We start from the raw sequence: 17620 nt of genomic DNA on the forward strand, positions 1-17620 counted from the left end.
CAGACGCCTTCGGTCGTTACCGTACGACGACGACCGCGGGTCAGAGTGCTGATTCAGCTGTGCCGAGACTTCCGTGCCGGCCCGCCGCCCCTTCCGCTTTCGATCACTGTCGAATCCTGACTCTCGATATCGAGGAGTACCTGCCGTGTTCAGATCTGTCCGTTCCAGACGGACCCGAGCCCTCCTGGCGGTGGGTCTGTCGGCCGCCACTCTGCTGTCGGCGTGCGGCGAGCGTCCGGCGACCGGCGACGGCACATCGCGGGGCGTTCCCGCGGCGGCCGGCGAGTACGTCGACGGGGGCGTCATCGAGTACGGGCACGAGCAGGAACCGCCGTGCATACACGGCGGCTGGGTCCAGAACGCCTATCTCGCACGGCAATACCTCGACAATCTCGTCTCGCTCGACGACAACGGGACGCCGGTGCCGTGGCTGGCGACGAGCTGGGAGATCTCGCCCGACCGAAAGACCTACACCTTCCGCCTGAAGCCCGACGTGAAGTTCAGCGACGGAACCGATCTCGACGCGGCTGCGGTGAAGACCAACTTCGACAAGTACCTCGATCCGGACGCACCCAACGGGACGGTGATGGCCTACATCGGCCAGTACTACGCCGGGGGAGAGGTCATCGACCGCAACACCTACGCGCTGCATCTCAAGCAGCCGTACAGTCCGCTCCTGACCGTTCTCACCCAGGGCTACTTCGGAATCCAGTCGCCCACCGCGCTCGCGCGTGGGAAGAAGGCGAACTGCTCGCAGCCGGTCGGATCGGGACCGTTCATCATCGAACGCTGGGATCGCAACCGCAGCATCACCTTCGTGCGCAACCCGAACTACAACTCGGCGCCGGCCAATGCGAGACATCAGGGACCGGCCTACGTCGACAAGGTGATCTGGAAGTTCCTCAAGGACCCGGTACTCCGGTACGGCTCCTTGACCAGTGGTTCGTCCGACGTCATCTACAACGTCCCGCCCATCAACTGGGCCGACGCGACAACGCGATTCCAGACCAAGCAGTACGTGACCCCGGGTCGCCCCAACGCGATCACGCTCAACGTCGCCCACGCACCGTTCGACGACGTCCGGGTGCGCCAGGCGTTCGCGTACTCCGCGGACCGCGAGAAGGCGGTGGAGACTGCGTTTCTCGGTGTGGTGCCGTTCAACTCGAACGGCGCCCTCAGTCAGAGCACTCCCGACTACGATCCGTCCGCCGGCGCGTATGATCGCGACCCGGACAAGGCGAACGCCCTGCTCGATGAGGCGGGGTGGACTTCGCGTGACGACGACGGCGTCCGCACCAAGGACGGTCGGCGGCTGACCGCGCGGCTCGTGTACGCGGCCGATGCCATCGTCGGACCCGAGGGTGCGGCGATCCTGCAGAACATCGCGTACCAGGCCCGCGACGTCGGCTTCGACATCGAACTCGTCCCGGCGACGCAGAGCGAGTACTTCGGCGGCAACTACGCCAAGCCGGACACCTACGACGCCTACGTCGGCTACTGGACGAGTCCGACTCCCGGCCTGCTCTACATCAACTGGCGCCAGCGGCTCGAGGACTCACCCAACCCGCACAACACGGCCTACTACAACGATCCTACTCTCCAGGGACTGATCGAGAAGGCCAACAGCTCGGCAGACCCCGCGGAACAGCGCGAGTTCTACAGTCAGGCCCAGAAGCTGATCGGTGACCAGGCGCTGTCGATCGGGCTGTACACACAAACGACCTCGATCGCAGCGAACCCGAAGCTGCACGACGTGTGGGTCGAGAAATCCCAGGGTGAACTGGTGTTCGCGGATGCGAGGTTTGTGCGATGACCATTCAGACCGACAAGACGATCGTCGACGCGGGCTCGGCGGGCCGGCCGGTCGCGCGTCGACGACCCAGGGGCTCGGCGGTGTGGTTGCGGTGGCTCGGCAAGCTCGGCTCGGCCGTGTTCGTGCTGTGGGCGGCCGCGACGATCACGTTCCTCCTGCAGGTGCTCGCACCCGGTGACCGCGCGACGCTGCTGCTGAACCTGTCGTCGGGCGAGAGCCGGGAACGCACGGCCGACGAGGTGGGCCCGGTGAACGATCAGTTCGGTTTCACCGATCCGATCTGGCAGCAGTATCTGCATTACCTGCAGGGTCTGCTGCACGGTGACCTCGGTACGTCGTACCAGCTGAGCGAGCCGGTCACCGAGGTGATCGCCGCCCAGCTCGGTCCCACCCTGGTCCTGACCATCAGTGCGCTGATCGTCGCCTGGCTCCTGGTGCTGGTGACCACGACGCTGACGGCCGGCCGCCGTGGGCCGGGCGGCGCGCTCGGCGCCCTGCTCGAGACCGTGAGCGCCGGACTCCCGCAGTACTGGCTGGGCTCGATCCTGCTGGTGGTCTTCGCGATCAACCTCGCGTGGTTCCCGGTCGAGAGCGGCGATTCGCTGCGCGGACTGGTTCTCCCGGTGCTCACACTGGCGATTCCCCTCGCCGGATTCCTCGGCAGCATCGCCCGCGACGAGTTCGCACGCGCACTCGACCAGCCCTTCGTCCTCACGGCCCGGAGCCGGGGTCTCGGCGATCTGTCGGTTCGTGCCCGACATGTGTTGCGCCACTCGGTCATTCCCGCCGTGACCGTCTCGGGTTGGGCCATGGGTGCCCTGCTCTCGGGTGCGGTCATTGCCGAAACGGTGTTCGCGAGAGCGGGCATCGGCCAGACCCTCGTCGCAGCCGCCAGTTCGAGAGACGTCCCACTGGTCAGCGGCATCGTCGTGCTCGTCGCCGCGATCTACACGGTCGCCAACCTGCTCGTGGACTTCCTGTACACCGTCATCGACCCCCGGATCGAGGTCCCGTGACCACCACCCAGAAACCGTCCATCAAGACGTCCCGCAGCACGGTCACCGCGCTACCGGAGACGTCACGGCGGCCGTGGTCGTTGCCGCCCACCGTCATCGCCGCGCTCGGGGTGCTGGTCCTGCTGGCCCTTGCGGCGGTGGTACCTGGGCTGATCGCGCCGTACGACCCGCTCGCGATCAACCTCGACGAGACGCTGTCGCCGCCGACCTGGGCGCATCCGTTCGGTACCGACCTGTCGGGTCGAGATCTTCTGACTCGCATCATCTTCGGCACTCGGCAGTCCCTCGCCATCGGCCTCGGCGCGGTGGCCGTGGCCCTGTTGCTGGCCGTGGCGCTGGGAATCACGGCCGGGCTCTCGGGCCGGATCGCGCAGGCCCTGGCGAATCGTTGGATCGACGTTCTGTTCGCCTTTCCGACGATCCTCCTCGGACTCCTGCTGACGTCGGTGTTCGGCCCCGGACCGTACACACTGATATTCGCGATCGGGATCGGCATCGCCCCGGGCTATGCCCGGATCATCCGCGGACAGGTCCTGACGGTCCGCAATGCCGCCTACATCGAGGCGGCGACCGCGCTGGGACACTCGCGGACGCGAATCCTGGTGCAGCACATCGCTCCCAACGCTCTCCGTCCGATGATCGTGACCGCCACACTCGGCATCGGCCAGGCGATCATCTGGGCGTCGGGGCTGGCCTACCTCGGTCTCGGTGTCGCGCCGCCGTCGCCCGAGTGGGGCGCACTGCTCGACGCCGGACGCACCTACATCACGGTGGCGTGGTGGCTGGAGATCTTCCCCGGCCTCGTCATCGTGATCACCGCACTGGCATTCACCACCGTGGGACGCCACCTCGGCGCCCGACTGGAAGGAACAACCCGATGACCGTGGTCGCGAGCTCCATCGAGGAACGGGCGGACGGCGCCGACACCGACGGCACGCGGGCGCCGCTCGCCGAGATCCGGGACCTGCATGTGTCCTTCGGTGATCGGGAAGTCGTCAAGGGCGTCTCGTTCACGGTCGACGCGGGCGAATGCCTCGCCATCGTCGGCGAGTCCGGGTCGGGAAAGTCGGTGACCGCGCGCACGCTCATCGGGCTCACGGGCGAGGGTGCCCGGATCAGCGCCGCGACCATCGCATTCGACGGACGGTCGATGCTCGGATACAAGGACCGGGATTGGCGTCGTCTGCGTGGTCGTGAGATCGGCTTCGTCCTCCAGGATGCCCTGGTGTCGCTGGACCAGCTGCGTACCGTCGGGAGCGAGATCGGGGAAGCACTGACCGCGCACTCGGATTCCCGTGGCGGAGGCGTCTTTCGGAGCCGATCGCCCCTCCGACGTGCGGATCGCGAGGAGAAGATCGTCGAACTGCTGACACTGGTCGGCGTCCCCGAACCCCGCGTCCGGGCCGCGCAGCGTCCGCATGAGCTCTCCGGCGGTCTACGCCAGCGCGCGCTGATCGCATCGGCCCTCGCCCAGGATCCGAAGCTGCTCATCGCGGACGAGCCGACCACCGCTCTCGACGCCACCGTCCAGGCTCAGATCCTCGACGTCCTCGGCGAGGCCAAGACACGCGGCAACGGCGTCATCCTGATCTCCCACGACCTGGCCGTCGTCGCCCGCCTGGCCGACCGTGTCGCGGTGATGCGGCACGGGGAGATCGTCGAATACGGCTCCACCGATCAGGTGCTGCGCAACCCCACGCACGAATACACCAAAAACCTGCTCGCATCGGTGCCGTCGCGCACCTCCAAGGGCACGCTCCTGACGAGCGGCGAAACCCTTCCGGAGCCCACGGCGGCATCCGGGACCCACGCGACTCCCTCGCTGCGCGTCCGTGATCTCCGAAAGTCGTTCGAGGGCAAGCACAACACGGCGCGACCGGCGGTACGCGGTGTGAGTTTCGACGTCCTCCCAGGAAAGACACTGGGAATCGTCGGCGAATCCGGATCGGGCAAGACGACGACGGCTCGGATGGTCCTCGGACTCACCGACCCCGACGCGGGGACCGTCGAGCTGAACGGACGGCCGTGGAGCGCGTTGACCGATGTCGAACGTCGGGTGAACCGGCACCAGATCTCCGTCATCTACCAGGATCCCCTCAGCTCGTTCGATCCCCGGTGGAACGTCGAACGTATCCTGCGCGACAGCCTGCGCTCCCGCGGCCTACGCGGCAAGGCGCTCGACGACCGTATCTCCGAACTGCTCGACAGCGTCGGACTCTCGGATGCCTTCCGATGGCGTCACCCACTGCACCTGTCCGGTGGGCAGCGTCAACGAGTGGCCATCGCCCGGGCGCTGGCACCCGAACCGTCGGTGATCGTGTGCGACGAGCCGGTGTCGGCCCTGGACGTGTCGATCCAGGCCCGTATCCTCGACCTGCTCGCGATGCTTCAGGTGGAAACCGGTGTCTCACTGGTCTTCATCTCGCACGACCTCGGCGTCATCCACCACGTCGCCGACGACATCCTGGTGATGCGCGGCGGCGAGGTCGTCGAGTACGGCGACGCCGACCGCGTCTTCGGAAACCCGGAGCACCCCTACACGCGTGAACTGCTCGCCGCGGTGCCCACCGTCGACGGCGGTGAGCTCATCGCCTGAACGCCTCGGCACGCTCCCATCGCGTCGAGGCCGTGCCGTTCAGAACCGGTTCGGCGGGACAGCCGCCGAGGGCCGGAACGCGCATGGTGCTGGTGGTGCGCGTGGTACCAACCGTCACTATCGGGCCAACTGAGTCGCGAGCCCGGTGTCGTTAATGTCCGGTTTTCTCTGTTCCGGTATATCTCTGGCAGTGCTTCGGTCGGGAAGCCGAAGAATCCCTCGTGTGCATTTCCTGTACAGAGAAAGGCTGTCTCATGACTGCTCGGAGACGGAGCAAACGCCGCAAGAAGATCGCCACCGGTTCGGCGTCGGTGGTGGCGGCATCCAGATCGTTTCGCAGGGAGTCCTCGGCGGGACCGTGCTCAACCACCCAGACGCGCAGGGTGACGGGGCGTCGTTCGCATTCCTTCCAGGCTCTGTCGCCGGAACCTCGTCTCCGAGCGCCGGTGACGTCGCCTTCGCCCTCGCCGTCCTGGGGTTGGGCGTCGCGACGGCGTCTGCCGACGACACCGGGTCGGTCACCTGCTTCGGTGCCCTTGCGATAGCGACCTCGTCCTCGGCTGGTGCGTGCACAAACGTTCTGGGCGCATTCGACTTTCGTTACGACCGGCTGAAGAAGGAGATCCAGTTCGGCCTGACGAATCCCGGGACGCTCCTCACCGGCGACCGGTCGCTGGAGGACATCCTCGACGACGTGGTGCTCGGGGGAGGCAGCGCGAAAGCGTTGACGAAGGACTTCGTTCGGGTCACCCTCGGTCAGTCGGCCGGAACCCACCGGATCGCGGTCACCACGAGCTATGGGTTCGCACCCGTCATCGTCGGCGGCAGCGATTCGAATGTCGCCGACCCGGTGTATGGGCCGGGAGCGATCACACTGGACTGGCTGGGAAGCACGATCGTTCTCTTCCCCGTCGTGACCGTGGGCGGTGACACATACGTCAACTACCTCGGTGTGCCGCAGATCCGATCGGGTGTGCCGACCGATCGCGCCGACCTCACCCCGACGATTCAGACCGGAAGCTTCACCCTGCCATGGGGTGTCACGCTTCCGGCGAAGGCCATGACGCTCGGACCCCACGTCGTCCCGCCCGTCACGGGTACACCCACGGACCCCGGTTCCGGCGGTGGTTCGGGGAACGATCAGGGCAATACGACGAAGCCGGGTCCCGACCCGGGAATCTTCGAGGACACCCAGCCCCTCGATCCCGGCCCCGGCCCCAGAGGCGAGCACGGCGGATCGCCCTCGGGTCCCGGCGGAGAACAGTCCGACGACACGACTCCCGGTGCTGACCCGATCGGGGATGTGCCGGCGGTGTCGGACTCCTCGACCACGGAGAAGGAGCCGGTGCCGGATTCCGGTGGTTCGGACCTGAAGACGGTCGTGGACGACGGATCGTCCACCGGCGAGACCAAGGTGACGACTGCCGACGGGTCGCGAGCGGAGTCCGGAGCGGGAGCAGCAACGGAGACGGTCGCCGAAGACGGCGGCGATCGGCGGACGACGGCGGAATAGGTACGGGTGTCGGAGTGTTCTTGCGGGCCATGAGTGTCAACGCAGAATTGAGTCCTGAAGGCTGGGTCCGCGAGCAGACCGAGAAGATCCTGGAGCAGGGCACCACCGAGGGTGTGCTGGTCCAGGATCGTCCGATCGTGCTGTTCACCACCACCGGCGCGAAGTCCGGCAAGAAGCGCTACGTGCCGCTCATGCGCGTGGAGGAGGACGGCAAGTACGCGATGGTCGCCTCCAAAGGCGGTGCACCGGAGCATCCGGCCTGGTACTTCAACGTCAAGGCCAATCCGCAAGTTACCGTGCAGGACGGTTCCGAGATCAAGGAACTGACCGCGCGTGAGATCAGCGGCGACGAGCGCGCTCACTGGTGGGAGCTCGCCGTCGCGGCTTTCCCTCCCTACGGGGAGTACCAGACCAAGACCGACCGAGAGATCCCGGTCTTCATCCTGGAGTGATTCATCTGCAGCCCGCAGGCATCAGAGCCCTCGACTTCGGTCGGGGCTCTGATGTTGTGGCCACCGAGTGGCGCCCGATGTCCTCCAGCGGGTCATCTGCGGCCGTGCTTCGTCATCAAGGGCGGGTGTTGACCGTGTGTTCCTGCTGCCCGTGGGGATGATCCCCGTGTGCGGGATAAGCGTGGATCAGCGCACTGGCGAGCTTCGGAACGGCATGGGTCAGTTCGTGTTCGGCGTCGTGCGCGATGGTGTGCGCCTCGGTGAGCAGTAGGTTCGGATCGACGTCCAGTTCGGCGTCGGCATGGAGTCGATGTCCGATCCAGCGCATTCGGATACTACGGACGGCCAGCACCCCCGGACGTTCGGCGAGGGTCTTCTCGGCGGTCTCGACGAGGTCGGGATCCACGCCGTCGAGCAGACGGCGGAAGACGTCGCGCACCGCGGTGCGCAGAACCGCGAGGATGGCGACGGTGATCAGCAGCCCGACGATCGGATCGGCGAGCGGAATCCCGACAGCCACGCCGCCCGCGGAGAGCAGCACGGCGAGGGACGTGAAACCGTCTGTGCGCGCGTGGAGTCCGTCGGCGACGAGGGCGGCCGAACCGATGCGTCTGCCGACTCGAATGCGGTACAGCGCCACCCACTCGTTGCCGATGAAGCCGACGAGACCGGCAAGCGCCACCCAACCGACGTGTTCGATGGGTCGGGGATCGAGGAGCCGTCCCACGGCCTCGTATCCGGCGATGAACGCCGACAGGGCGATCATCGCGACGACGAACAGTCCGGCCAGGTCCTCGACGCGTCCGAACCCGTAGGTGTAGCGTCGAGTGGCCGACCGGGTGCCCAGGGCGAAAGCGATCCAGAGCGGTACCGCGGTGAGGGCGTCGGAGAAGTTGTGAATCGTGTCGGCAGCCAGCGCGATCGAGCCCGAGGCAGCGACGATCCCGGCCTGTGCGACAGCGGTGACGCCGAGGACCAGCAGGCTGATCTTCACTGCGCGGATGCCTGCCTTCGAGGACTCCAGTGCGGAGTCGACGCTGTCGGCCGCGTCGTGGGAATGCGGCGCGAAGATCTCGGCGACAATTCCCCGGAAGCCGTGCCGGTGCGCATGGTCGTGGTGATGCGGATGGCGGTGCGCGTGATCGTCAGGGTGGTCGTGCCGATGGGGGGCGCGAGGCAGATGCGTCATCGCTCACGCCTCCCGGGCCGGTCCCGGATCGACGGCGCGAAGTGCGGGATCGCCGCGATGGTGTGGGGGTACACCCGGGCCGGCGTGTTCGGCGTTGAACACCGCATCGGTGACGAGACGCTGGACGTGCTCGTTCTCGAGACTGTAGAAGATCGTGGTCCCGGCGCGGCGGGTGCGGACGAGCCGCGCCATCCGGAGCTTGGCGAGATGTTGCGACACGGAGGGCCCGGGCTTGCCGACCGCGTCCGCGAGTTCACTGACCGACATCTCGGTGCCGGACAGTGCCCACAACAGTTGGATGCGGGTTGGGTCGGCAAGCATCCGGAAGACCTCGACCACCAGCCGCGCCTGATCCTCCGCGATGGGAGAGCGCGCGACCGGTGAATGCTTATCTGCATTCATATGCAGATAGTAGCGCTCTGATCGGTCAGGCGAAACGGATGTTCATGGTCGCGAGACCGAACACCTTCCGGCCACCCGATTTCGCGACGATGATGACGACACCGGACCTGGTCTCGGGGTCCAGCGACTTGATGCGTCCGCTGAACTCGATCTCGCCGCCGTCGGACGCCGAGACGGGAACCGTCTGGGAGAGCCGCACCGAGTAGCGGGTGACCGCGCCGGGATCGCCGGACCACGAGGCGACGAAGGCCGCGCCGAGACCCATCGTGAGCATCCCGTGTGCGATGACGTCGGGCAGCCCCGCGAGCTTGGCGACCGCCTCGTCCCAGTGGATGGGGTTGGCGTCGCCGGCGACACCTCCGTAGTTGACCAGGTCGCCGCGGGAGATGCGGACGGTGTGCATCGGCAGTTCGTCGCCCACCGAGAGCTCGTCGAAGGAGCGCGCGCCGGACGGACGGCTCGCGCCGTCGGCGACGCGGATCTCACCCTCGGGCCGGACGGTCTTCTCGTACAGGTGGTGGGTGTCCTCGTGGCTGAAGATGTTGACGTCGTGCATCATCACCTTGCGCACCGCGGGGCCGAGAGTCGGATCGACCTCGTCGGCGGTGACCCCGACAACCGTGGTGTGCATCGTGTGCACCTTCTCGCCGGCGGCGTCGGTCATGGTGTTGGTCACGGTGATCAGCTCACGGCCGGCGACCTTGCGCACGCTCGACAGTTCGACGTCGGTGACGAGCTCGTCCCCGGCCACGATCGGCCGGTGCTGCTCGAAGACCTGCTCGGTCTGCACGTAGGTGTCGTAGCCGACGATCACGGACTCGAACAGCTCCCGGTTCGCGGCCATCGCCGGGATGGAGGTGAACGTCAGCGGTGCGACGAGTCCCGAGTATCCAAGGGCAGCAGCGGCTTCCGGCTCCCAGTGGGCAGGGTGGTAGTCCTGGACCGCGCGGGCGTATTCGCGGACCTTCTCGCGTCCCACCTCGTAGGAGCCGTCGAGGACGTAGTAGTGGCCGACGCGCGTCTCGAGGTCGGGCGCCTCACCGGCTGCCGTCGGTTCCGTGATCGGGGGTTGGGTCATTTCGACAACGCTAATCGCGCGGGTTCCGCAGGCAAAACCGTGGCATCCTCCGGTCCCGCGCTCGACGACACGGCCTGGACGTCAGCGTCGCAGCCCCTTGCCGTGGGCGAACTCCGCCGGGCGCCCCGAGGACTGCCAGCGGTGCCAATTCTCCCGGTGGCGACACATCACCTTCTCGTGCAGTCGGCGGAACGTCGGGGAGGCCCGGCGCAGTGTCTCGATGAGCGTCACGGCGGGCAGTCGCAACAGGATCAGCGCGAGACCCGGGACCGGATTGGGCATGTCGTAGCGAAAGCGCGTCGTCGGCATCATGTAGATCGTCGAGTACGCGGCGTACATCATGGCGTTGTACTTGCCGCGGATGCGCTCGAGGCCCTTCGCGTTCGCGCCGGCGAACGCAGCCGGGAACGACTCGATGAGTTCGGCGCCTTCCGCACCCGCGTCGTAGCTGCGGGTCGTGTTGACGAAGGCCAACAGTCGTAGCGAGTCGGCGATGGTCTCGGGGAACCACTGGGTGCGCACGCCGAGCAGATGCCCGAGGTAGCGCTGATAGTGCAACAGCACCCGGATCTCGCGAGGCGTGGTCTGGACGCCGGTCAGCCACAGTGCCGACGCGGGCACGACGCTGCCGCCGAGCAGGGTCAGCAGCTGATACGACTGACTGATCGGCTCGCCCCATCGCTCCACGTCCCATTCGGGGTGCTTGGCGACGGTGCGTCGAACCCACACATGCATCACTCGGACCCGCATCGCCGTCGCCCGTCCGGCCGACCCCGGGGTCAGCAGCGCGCCGGGCTGGGAGACGTCGATCCAGAACCGGGACGTCTCCAGGAATCGGCGTAGCGCGTTGTCGCCGGCGTATCCGCCGGCCAGTGACAGCGGCTTGGCAACCGCGGCTTCCGTGTACATCTCGAGCGTGATCCCGCCGGCGACACTGAACAGGCCGGTGCCCCAGCGACGCCAGATCTCCTCGCCCTCCGCGATGAGCTCCGGGTCGACCCAGTCGGGAACCGTCTCGAATTCCTCGAACAGTTCGACCAGCGCCGGCGGGGGGTTCTCGATGCTGTCGAGCCCGTCGGTGAGTGCTTTGTCCAGCAGCGCTCGGGCGGCCTCCGGGCCGAGCGTGCCGTAGACCTCGTCGACGAACCGCTCGGCCACCGGGTCGGTGCGGAACATGTCCTCGGCGAAGGTGCGCAGCTGCTCGGGCTCGGGGTAGAGGTCCTTACCCGTCGCCCTCCGGACAAGGGCGCGTGCGCGCTGCAGTCGGCGGTTGGACGTCGCGGCGTCGTAGGTGACGGCGCTCGGGAAGGCGGGATCGTCGTCGGTCGAGCGACCCGACAGCACTGCGGACACGGGAACCCCCAAATATTGAGACGAATTCCCTCATGTGTATCACCCGTCGGGTGGAAGGTGCACGCCGCCTCCTTGACCTCGAGTGCACTTGAAGTTGCACCGTGGGTGGAAGTGACCGCCCTCACCGAGGAGAACCCCGATGCGACAGGTGCTACCCGACCTCTGGGAGACCGCCACCGACAATCCATTCCCCGGCCTCACCACGCATGCCTACCTGTGGACGTCGGACCGCAACGCGTTGTTCTACTCGGTGGCGTCCGACGCCGAGTTCGCCGACTTGGAAAAGCTGGGTGGCGTCGATGACCAGTACCTGTCCCATCACGATGAGGCCGGACCGATGCTCGGCCGCATCGAGGACCGGTTCGGGGCGACGCTGCACGCTCCCGCCCCCGAGGTCGGCCGGATCGGCCGGTATGCGCGCGTGGACATAGCGCTCGCCGAAAGGTACGTCGACGACAACGGTGTCGAGGTGATCCCGACACCCGGGCACACACCCGGCAGCACGTGCTACCTCGTGCCGGGTGACGACGGCCTCCGGTACCTGTTCACCGGGGACACCCTGTACCTGGGCGAATCCGGCGAATGGACGGCCGGATATCTGCCGAGTTTCAGCAACGCACACACTCTTGCGGAGAGCCTGCGTCTGCTGGCGACACTGACCGTCGATGTGGTGATCTCGAGTGCGTACGCCGGGGATTCAGCGGTGAATCACATTGTCGCCCAGGAATGGCCGGATCACATCGATCAGGCTCTCACCGGACTCTCGGCCGCGCAGCGTTAGGGCGGTCAGTCGAACAGCCGCCGGAAGACGTTGGTCTCCGCCAGATCGACCAGTTCGTCCCCACGACCGGACAGCACGGTGCGCAGGGCGTAGAGGGTGAATCCCTTGGCCTGGGCGGCGGTGATGGTCGGTGGGATCGACAGTTCCTGACGGGCCGTCGTCACGTCGAGCAGCGCCGGGCCGTCGTGGGCGAGGAAGTCGTCGACGGCGCCGGCGAGGTCGTCGGCCTGCTCGACCTTGCGTCCGCGGATGCCGACGGATTCGGCGAGCTTCGCGAAGTCGGGGTTCTCCAGATCGGTGCCGTAGTTGACGAATCCGGCTGCCTTCATCTCCACCTCGACGAAGTTCAGCGACGAGTTGTTGAAGACGACGATCTTCACCGGCAGCTCGTTCTGGGTGATGGTGAGCAACTCCCCGAGCAGCATCGCCAGCCCGCCGTCGCCGGCCAGGGCGATGATCTGTCGCCGAGGGAATGCCGTCTGCGCGCCGATCGCCTGCGAGACCGCATTCGCCATCGACCCGTGGGTGAACGAGCCGATCAGTCGGCGGGACCCGTTCATGGTCAGGTACCGCGCGGCCCACACGACGGGCGAACCGACGTCGGGGATGAAGACGGCATCCGCGCTTGCCTTTTCGCTGATGAGCCGGGTGAGGTACTGCGGGTGGATCGGGGACCGGTTGCGGTCGTTGTCGGCCAGGTCGTCCAGGCGTCGACGCGCCTTTGTGTAGTGGGCGAGTGAGGTCGTCAGGTGTTCGGGATCGCGGTCGGCCGAGATCAGCGGGAGCAGCGCGCGCACCGTGTCGCCGACATCGCCGACCAGCGGCACGTCGACCGGACAGCGTCGACCGATCTGTTCGCCACGGATGTCGACCTGGATGATGGTCGCCTTGGACGGATAGAACTGCGGATACGGGAAGTCGGTCCCCAGCATGAGAAGGGTGTCGCACTTCTCGATCGCGCGATACCCCGACGAAAAGCCCAGCAGGCCGGTCATGCCCACGTCGTAGGGGTTGTCGTATTCGATGAACTCCTTGCCGCGCAACGCATGCACGATCGGTGCCTGCAACGCGCGGGCGAGTCCGACGACCTCGTCGTGAGAGCCCTGGACACCGGCACCCGCGAGGATCGTGACCCGCCGAGCGGCGTTCAGAGTGTCTGCGGTGCGGGTCAACTCCGCGTCGGTGGGACGGACCAGCCGTGGTACCTGCCGGATCGGGGCGCCCGCACGACGTTTGGGGCACGGTTTGAGGAACAGCTCGCCGGGGATCACCAGAACGGCCACGTCGCGTCGTTCGACCGCCGTGCGCAATGCGACGTCGAGCAGCCGGGGCATCTGCTCGGGGGTGCTGACCATCTCGCAGAAGGCGCTGCACTCGCGGAAGAGCTGTTCGGGATGGGTTTCCTGGAAGTAGCCGCTGCCGATCTCGGGTCCGGGGATGTGGGCCGCGATCGCGAGGACCGGCACGCGGCTGCGGTGAGCGTCGAAGAGCCCGTTGATCAGGTGGAGATTGCCGGGGCCGCAACTGCCCACGCACACCGCGAGTTCGCCGGTGAGTGCGGCTTCGGCGGAGGCTGCGAACGCAGCCGCTTCCTCGTGCCGGACGTGTTGCCAGGTGATGGCCTCGGTGGTGCGCAGGGCGTCGGTGAGACCGTTGAGTGAATCACCCGGAAGCCCGTGCACACGCTGCACTCCGGCACGGTCGAGCTCTTCGACGATCCTCTCGGCGACTGTTGTCGGCATGGTGATCCGTTCGGTCGAGTCGGTGTGCACCCGACTATAGACGCGACTCGAACGGCACCGACCTCGTCGAACTTTCGCGCACCATGATTCTCGGTGACCGGCGGTATCGCCGGTGACACAATCTGTCCATGCCACAGCGTGGTGAACCACCGCAGAATCTCGGCTTCCTGACTATCGGACGATTCGACGAGAACGGGGTCTGGAGAATCCGCTGCGGTTGGCCGAAGATCTCGCCACCGTCGACCTACTCAGTGACGGACGAATCAATTCCGGAGTCTCCGTGGGTGTTCCGATGCGGTACGACGACTTCACGAGGTCGCTGTACCCGGAAACCCATGACGTCGAGAACTTCTCCAAGGATCGGGTCGTCCGACTCCTGGACAACCTGCGCGGCGAACCCGTCAGCGACTTCGAGGGCACCGTCGGCATCGAGCAGTACTCCCGTCGCGTGCAACCTCATTCACCGGGCCTAGGGCCGGGACCTGTGGATGTCTGGCCGGGCTGTGGATGGCGTCGTCGGCCACGGCGCTGATTGTCGGGGCCGTTCGTCACCGTGGGTCGCACCACGCCGGGCGGCGTGGGCCTCGCGTTCTGCGAGGTGGTTTCGACACATCGGAGTCGCTCATGAAAGTCCTGACCGCCACCGCATCCGGTGCCACCCGGCACGATGACTTCTGCCACGCCGTCGAAGGCGAGATCGTGCTGCCGTCGTGGGTTGTGTGCGATTCCCGGACCTGCGGATGCGACCGCGCATTCGGCGGACTCAACTCCCACCGGGCCACCACGACGATCATGGTCCGCGATCTGGAACTGACCGTCGAGGACCTCACGACAGCCACCTTTGGGTATCTCGAGTCCGCGGGATGGGCGGAACTGCTGAGGGCCGACGCAGACGCCGGCGATTCGACCGATCCGGTCGCGGCATACGCCTTGGAGCTCCTGGTGCCGACGCTGGTGCTGGCTGCGCAGCTCGATCCCGGGACCATCATCCGGGTCGCCTACAACCGCCGAGCCGACGCGTGGGAGTACGCCCTGGCGAGCTGATCGTCCGGACTTCTCGCCGGCCGAGTCTGCTTCGGTGATGCGACTTCGACCGAGGTCGCATCACCGATGCGGAGTCGCATGGACTCAGTCCTGGTGATCGGAGGTCACCGCGAGCTCCTTCGCGGCGTCGAACTCGGTACGCAGCGCCTCCAGTCGGGCGTCGGCGAACCCGAGGGAGTCCGATCCCAACAACTGATGAAGTGGCGCGCTGCCCTCGACGGCGACGGTGATGATCGCCGACGCGGCGCGGGCCGGATCGCCGAGCTGGGTGCCGGGCATGGCCAGGTGCGCCTGGGTCATCTCGCGGATGGCCGGGTAGGCGTCGACGGTGGATTCCGGCAGACCCAGCGAGCTGGGACGCAGGAAGTCGGTCCGCATGTAGCCGGGTTCGATCAGGTTGACCGCGATGTCGAAGTCGGCGACCTCGGCAGCCAGCGACTCGGTCAGCCCCTCCAGCGCGAACTTGCCGGCGCAGTACAGGCCCCAACCGGGGAACGTCGTCAGGCCCAGGATCGACGACACGTTGATGATGTGGCCGCGGCGGCGTGCCCGCATCTGCGGGAGCGCGGCACGTAGTACGTTCCAGACCCCGAAGATCTGGACGTCGAACATCTCGCGGGCCTCGGCGTCGGTCGCTTCCTCGACCGCGGCGAGGAAGCCGTAACCCGCGTTGTTCACGACCACGTCGATGCCGCCGAAGCGTTCCTCGGCGGCCGCGACCGCGGCCTTGACGTCGGCCTCGTCCGCGAGCGAGACCTCCAGCGGGAGAAGACGGCTCGTGTCGACATCGGCCAGGGCCCCGGTCAGCCGACCGGCGGAGCGGGTGGTGGCCGCGACGTTGTCGCCGCGCTGCAGCAGCTGGGTGACCAGCTCCAGGCCGAGGCCGCGCGAGGCGCCGGTGACGAACCAGGTTGCCGGACGATCGGTGGGGTAGCTCACGATCATGATTGTCTCCTGTGGGGTCGCGGTCCGTCAGTCGAACCGGTGACACCAGAATCCCGCGCCGAAAGGCACTGTGGGACGCCATAACTGACCATTACGGACCCCGGATCGGCCAACCTAGGACTGCAAGACCCAGGCACGGCCCACCTCGGACGCGCATGATGGTGGTCATGGCCGATCTGAATCGAGAATTCGCGGACTTCCTCCGCCGTGCTCGTGCCGGGCGCGACCCTCAGGAGGCCGGACTCCCCGACGACGGGCGGGTCCGGCGCGTCAAGGGTTTGCGGCGCGAAGAGGTGGCCCTGCTGGCCGGGGTGTCCACCGACTACTACACGAGGCTGGAACAGGGGCGGCGCATCGTGCCGTCGACGCAGGTCATCGACGCGATCTCGCGGGCGCTCGCGCTCGACGACGTGGGCCGCACCCATCTGCACGACCTCGTCTCGTCGACGCGGGCGCCGCGGGCGGCGGCACGATCCCGGTCGGCGGCGCAGCGCGTCCGCCCCGCACTTCGCCGGCTCCTCGATTCGCTCGACGCACATCCCGCGCTGGTCCTCGGCCGCCGGACCGAGGTGTTGGCGGCCAACCGGATGGCGTGCGCGTTGTTCGCCGACTTCGAGCGCATGCCCGGACGTGAACGGAACTATGCACGCTGGATACTGCTCTCCGACGACGCGCGCTGCCTGTTCGTCGACTGGGAGTTGCAGGCCCGCAACGCCGTCGAGAGTCTGCGACTCGAGGCCGGGCGATCCCCGGAGGACCGCGACGTCATCGAACTTGTCGGGGAGCTGTCGGTGTCGAGCCCGGAGTTCCGGCAGTGGTGGTCGGAGCATCAGGTCCATCAGCGCACCTTCGGTTCCAAGCGGTTGGTGCACCCGGTCGTCGGCGAACTCACCGTCGACTACGAGACCTTCGTGCTGCCCGGCGACAGCGACCAGGCGCTGTATCTCTACACGACGGAGCCGGAATCGTCGTCCCGCCAGGCGATCTCGATCCTTGCGAGCTGGAGTCAGCCGGCGCGGGAACCGGAGTCCGAACCGTCGGAGGGATGAAGGGAACTCGCCGGGACCCGCCCGCTGAAGCACATCAGCACCTCACGGATCGGCGCTTCGACGACCCGCCCCGACCCGGCCACGAAGTCGACGTCGGTGGCCACAAAACGTAGACCCCGATTGTGGCGACGGGCGAAGAAGGGAAATGTCATGTCCCAGATCTCCTGTGCCGCGGCTGCTGCGGCGTCGACCGGCATCGGACGATCGATCCCGAGCGGAACGGTGATGTCCTGGCCGTGCAGCAGGGAGTCGATGAGGGGTGCTCGCTCGTTGGTCCCGAACGGGTGGCGACGTGACCCGACCATCGCACGCAGTTTCTGCGCCGCTTCGGGTGGGGTCGTCCGGTCGCGGATCGCCATGTTGCGGATCATCGTGTTGAAGCGGAAGCCGTATCGGATGGCTTCGGGGATCACCTGACGCGCGTCGGCGTGCGATTGCGTGAGGTGCACCGCGACGTCGCGCACGGTCCAGCCTGCGCACAGGGACGGCGTGCCGAGCTGCTCGTCGGAGAGGGATTCGATCAGTGCGGCCAGGTCGATTCGCTGTTCGTCGACGTGGTTCCAGAGAGTGTCACTGTCCATGACGTGCTCCCGTTACGAATTGGTCAGGATGCCTGACCATATTAGTCAGGGTTCCGTACTAAAGTC

16 protein-coding genes and 1 pseudogene are annotated in these 17620 nt (G+C 66.9%); 10 read left to right on the plus strand and 7 right to left on the minus strand.

Translation table 11 applies throughout. The features are described from left to right. Positions 1–145: 145 nt before the first annotated feature. The 6 genes from IHQ52_RS13440 (at position 146) to IHQ52_RS13465 (ending at position 7390) form a co-directional block, all read left to right on the plus strand. Positions 146–1813: an ABC transporter substrate-binding protein gene (locus tag IHQ52_RS13440; RefSeq protein ID WP_024497434.1), complete on the plus strand. Its 1668-nt coding sequence runs from the start codon at positions 146–148 to the stop codon at positions 1811–1813. Further along, positions 1810–2829, plus strand: coding sequence for an ABC transporter permease (locus IHQ52_RS13445; RefSeq protein WP_024497435.1), 1020 nt, complete (start codon positions 1810–1812; stop codon positions 2827–2829). The genes IHQ52_RS13440 and IHQ52_RS13445 overlap by 4 nt, the downstream gene beginning before the upstream one ends. Next, the gene (locus tag IHQ52_RS13450) at positions 2826–3710 is read left to right on the plus strand and encodes an ABC transporter permease (RefSeq protein ID WP_024497436.1); all 885 of its coding nucleotides are present in this window, start codon (positions 2826–2828) and stop codon (positions 3708–3710) included. Before IHQ52_RS13445 ends, IHQ52_RS13450 begins: the two co-directional genes overlap by 4 nt. Further along, the gene (locus tag IHQ52_RS13455; RefSeq protein ID WP_024497437.1) at positions 3707–5425 is read left to right on the plus strand and encodes a dipeptide ABC transporter ATP-binding protein; all 1719 of its coding nucleotides are present in this window, start codon (positions 3707–3709) and stop codon (positions 5423–5425) included. The genes IHQ52_RS13450 and IHQ52_RS13455 overlap by 4 nt, the downstream gene beginning before the upstream one ends. 358 nt (positions 5426–5783) lie before the next feature. Beyond that, positions 5784–6938: a hypothetical protein gene (locus IHQ52_RS13460; protein ID WP_024497438.1), complete on the plus strand. Its 1155-nt coding sequence runs from the start codon at positions 5784–5786 to the stop codon at positions 6936–6938. Between the two features lie 29 nt (positions 6939–6967). After that, a complete protein-coding gene (locus IHQ52_RS13465) occupies positions 6968–7390 on the plus strand; it encodes a nitroreductase family deazaflavin-dependent oxidoreductase (RefSeq protein WP_024497439.1) in 423 nt (140 codons plus the stop codon). A gap of 115 nt (positions 7391–7505) precedes the next feature. On the opposite strand, the gene IHQ52_RS13470 is transcribed toward IHQ52_RS13465, so the two are convergent. The 4 genes from IHQ52_RS13470 to IHQ52_RS13485 all read right to left on the minus strand — a co-directional run bounded on the left by IHQ52_RS13470 (position 7506) and on the right by IHQ52_RS13485 (position 11412). Next, positions 7506–8579: a cation diffusion facilitator family transporter gene (locus IHQ52_RS13470; RefSeq protein WP_024497440.1), complete on the minus strand. Its 1074-nt coding sequence runs from the start codon at positions 8577–8579 to the stop codon at positions 7506–7508. Positions 8580–8582: 3 nt separating this feature from the next. Further along, positions 8583–8981 (minus strand): ArsR/SmtB family transcription factor, encoded by a 399-nt coding sequence (locus tag IHQ52_RS13475; RefSeq protein ID WP_024497441.1) that lies wholly within the window; start codon positions 8979–8981, stop codon positions 8583–8585. 25 nt (positions 8982–9006) lie between these two features. Next, on the minus strand, positions 9007–10059 hold the full coding sequence (locus tag IHQ52_RS13480; RefSeq protein WP_024497442.1) for a fused (3R)-hydroxyacyl-ACP dehydratase subunits HadA/HadB: 1053 nt from the start codon (positions 10057–10059) through the stop codon (positions 9007–9009). 81 nt (positions 10060–10140) lie between these two features. Further along, a complete protein-coding gene (locus IHQ52_RS13485) occupies positions 10141–11412 on the minus strand; it encodes an oxygenase MpaB family protein (protein WP_035760170.1) in 1272 nt (423 codons plus the stop codon). A 139-nt stretch (positions 11413–11551) separates the two neighbouring features. Here IHQ52_RS13485 and IHQ52_RS13490 point away from each other — a divergent pair, with 139 nt between their 5' ends. Then, the gene (locus tag IHQ52_RS13490) at positions 11552–12193 is read left to right on the plus strand and encodes an MBL fold metallo-hydrolase (protein WP_024497444.1); all 642 of its coding nucleotides are present in this window, start codon (positions 11552–11554) and stop codon (positions 12191–12193) included. A 5-nt stretch (positions 12194–12198) separates the two neighbouring features. On the opposite strand, the gene poxB is transcribed toward IHQ52_RS13490, so the two are convergent. After that, the gene (gene poxB / locus IHQ52_RS13495; RefSeq protein ID WP_024497445.1) at positions 12199–13935 is read right to left on the minus strand and encodes a ubiquinone-dependent pyruvate dehydrogenase; all 1737 of its coding nucleotides are present in this window, start codon (positions 13933–13935) and stop codon (positions 12199–12201) included. A gap of 196 nt (positions 13936–14131) precedes the next feature. On the opposite strand from poxB, the pseudogene IHQ52_RS13500 reads away from it, so the two are divergent. Both IHQ52_RS13500 and IHQ52_RS13505 read left to right on the plus strand, forming a co-directional pair. Further along, positions 14132–14443 (plus strand): annotated as a pseudogene (locus tag IHQ52_RS13500) (LLM class flavin-dependent oxidoreductase); the annotation flags it as partial. Between the two features lie 116 nt (positions 14444–14559). Continuing rightward, complete coding sequence (locus IHQ52_RS13505) at positions 14560–14979, plus strand: DUF7715 family protein (RefSeq protein WP_024497447.1); 420 nt, start codon at positions 14560–14562, stop codon at positions 14977–14979. A gap of 84 nt (positions 14980–15063) precedes the next feature. Here IHQ52_RS13505 and IHQ52_RS13510 read toward each other — a convergent pair whose 3' ends face one another. Continuing rightward, positions 15064–15918, minus strand: coding sequence for an SDR family NAD(P)-dependent oxidoreductase (locus IHQ52_RS13510; RefSeq protein WP_024497448.1), 855 nt, complete (start codon positions 15916–15918; stop codon positions 15064–15066). Positions 15919–16091: 173 nt separating this feature from the next. Here IHQ52_RS13510 and IHQ52_RS13515 point away from each other — a divergent pair, with 173 nt between their 5' ends. Then, positions 16092–16973, plus strand: a complete 882-nt coding sequence (locus IHQ52_RS13515) for a helix-turn-helix domain-containing protein (protein ID WP_024497449.1) — start codon at positions 16092–16094, stop codon at positions 16971–16973. On the opposite strand, the gene IHQ52_RS13520 is transcribed toward IHQ52_RS13515, so the two are convergent. Continuing rightward, positions 16931–17554, minus strand: coding sequence for a maleylpyruvate isomerase family mycothiol-dependent enzyme (locus IHQ52_RS13520; RefSeq protein ID WP_024497450.1), 624 nt, complete (start codon positions 17552–17554; stop codon positions 16931–16933). The two genes, IHQ52_RS13515 and IHQ52_RS13520, sit on opposite strands and share 43 nt — an antisense overlap. Between the last annotated feature and the right edge of the window lie 66 nt (positions 17555–17620).

The sequence above is a fragment of the Gordonia amicalis genome, from assembly GCF_022059885.1.
GTDB lineage: Bacteria > Actinomycetota > Actinomycetes > Mycobacteriales > Mycobacteriaceae > Gordonia > Gordonia amicalis.